At 62.2% G+C, this 2,241-nt stretch carries 3 protein-coding genes; all 3 read left to right on the forward strand.

What is annotated here, in order from left to right; all coding sequences use genetic code 11:
* A partial coding sequence (locus NUV94_07200; GenBank protein MCR4392530.1) for an ATP-binding protein occupies positions 1-198 on the forward strand: 198 nt, incomplete at its 5' end.
* 392 nt (positions 199-590) lie between these two features.
* Positions 591-1,958: a hypothetical protein gene (locus NUV94_07205; protein MCR4392531.1), complete on the forward strand. Its 1,368-nt coding sequence runs from the start codon at positions 591-593 to the stop codon at positions 1,956-1,958.
* A 23-nt stretch (positions 1,959-1,981) separates the two neighbouring features.
* Positions 1,982-2,241: hypothetical protein (locus NUV94_07210; protein MCR4392532.1), on the forward strand; the 260-nt coding region annotated here is incomplete at its 3' end.

The raw sequence follows: 2,241 nt of genomic DNA on the forward strand, positions 1-2,241 counted from the left end.
TGTCGCGGTCCGGGTACCGCTACCAGTGGATCGCGCGGGAGGGAGGAGGATGAAGAGCTGAAGGTCCGCCTGCGGGCGATCGCCGGGGATGAGGTGATGGCCACGGCGCTGCTGGACCGTCTTCTGCACCGGTGCCATGTGCTCTCGATCAAGGGGCGCTCGTACCGGCTGCGGGACCTCGAGGGGAGGCTGAAGTGAAGAGGTGGTCGAAGGGGCAGCGTGTCGTTTCGGATCGGGGCCGCGGTTCTCGGCTTACCGGAGCGGGAACCGAGGGCGGCTGGGTGGCACTTGGGTGCTACCTCGAGGGGGAGGGTCGTAAAAGTGTACGTCCCCTAAGGTCGTAAAGGTTGCCGTCACTTGACACCAAGGTAACTTTCGTAACTTTGAGAGGACTTGACAGGGGGGGAGAAAAGATTACAATAGAACCTGTTGCAGGTAGGGCATCCCGCATCCCGAGAAGAGTGCGGGAGCTTGATCAAGGGGGGCACTAAGGGGGTGAGGGCAGAGGCATAGAGGGATGATGTGACAGCGATGGGGATGCCATAAGCACCCCGTTAGACAAGAAAGGGGGTGGCATAAGTGGCATGAAGATGAAAAGGGCTCTTGCATTAGGGCTGGTTGTGTTATTGGGAGTGGTGCTGTGCGGCGTTGGGGCCGCTGCCGCGACGAGGTTCGCAGTCACTGTGCTCGCCGATCCGATAGAGGGTGGGACCGTCCTCGGTGGGGGGATGTACGACGAAGGCACCGCGGTCAAGGTGGTGGCCGAAGCCAACGTTGGGTACCAGTTCGTGAACTGGACCGAAGAAGGCGTAGAGGTCAGCATCAGCCAGACCTACGAGTTCACGGCGCAAGGGGGCCGCACCCTGGTGGCTCACTTCACGCCGATCCAGTACTCCCTTGGCTTAAGCGGCACGTGGACGACCTATCTCCACGTCCTCCCCGGCCTCGCGCTCGACTACACCAGGTTCCAAGTGAGGTATGGGTTCGGATACGGATCTCACACCTGGAACACAAGGGCGATCCTTCTCTTCAAGGACTCGGAGTTCACCGAGATGCAGGTGCACGGCATTGGAGAGATCGGCCTCGCCCGGATCGGCGGGGGGATGTACTTCGACCTGCGCGTCCCGGAGTACCGCTCGGCGTACTTCTCCATCACCGCCCGGCTGGCCGACCTCACGGCCATCTTGCGGGTTCAGCATTCGGCCAAGTGGGGAGGCCTCCCTGGCCCGTACATGCTGTACACGACGACGATCCGCGCCGCTCCGCTTACGCTGGCCATCAGGTTCGACGATGAATGCACCGGAATCGCGTTCAAGGACGTAACGGTAAGCCTCAAGGGGATAGGCCTGTGCTGCGGCATCTGCTACGACGCGACGCTCAAGTTCACCAAGGCTGTGGGGTTTGAGTACATCGAGTTCACGACCAAGGACATCCCCTTCTGCTGTGGCATCTCCTTCGACGCCGCGGTGAAGTTCACCGTGGACGAAAAGGCGGTGACCATCACGCCGAAGTGGAAGGACCTCGGCGAGGCATGCATCAAGGTGTACGGCGACGTCCGGTGGGTGGACAAGGAGATCCAGGGCATCGATATCTACGGGTTCAGGATCCGGTGCTGCCTGGGCGAGCCGTGTCCGCGCTGTCCAGGAGGCAAGGTCCGGTCCCCCTACGCGGAGTTCGTGACCGCGCTCAACCCGAAGAAGCTCGCCTGGGCCAAGTTCCAGGGGGACGAGTTCGAGTACATGAAGCTCGGGTTCTGCGGTCCCGGCTGCTGTGGGGCTGCGTACTCCCTGGAGCTAACCGCCTACTTCCAGCCCGCGGGGACCTTGTTTGGGATCTCGCGGCTGCTCGTGAGCGCGTCGGTTCCGGTCATGGATAACCTGGCGTTCGAGGTAACTTCTGGAACCAACGTCGGGAGTGGTGCGACCACGCTCGACGTGGGCTGGGACCTGAAGTTCTGAGGCGAGAAACAAAGGAGGGATAGATGCGGAAGGTACTACTAAGCGTTCTTCTGGTGCTGATGTTGGGTGGGGTCGGCGCGTTTGGCCAAGCCACCCTCGACACGATCGAGGCCAAGCTCGATGCGATGGAGCCCAAGCTCGACGCCTGGTTCATCGAGGCCAGGGGCCGGTTCGATGCCCTGGATGCCGCCGTGGCCGCTGCTGAGGTCAAGCTCGACGCCATCCCTGGCCGGTTCGATGCCCTGGATGCCGCCGTGGCCGCTGCTGAGGTCAAGCTCGACGC

It is taken from the genome of Candidatus Acetothermia bacterium (assembly GCA_024653305.1).
Lineage (GTDB): Bacteria > Bipolaricaulota > Bipolaricaulia > Bipolaricaulales > Bipolaricaulaceae > JACIWI01.

What these genes read in the sequence shown, in the direction of transcription:
- NUV94_07205 (MCR4392531.1), top strand. Translation starts at nt 591, where the DNA reads ATGAAAAGGGCTCTTGCATTAGGGCTGGTTGTGTTATTGGGAGTGGTG.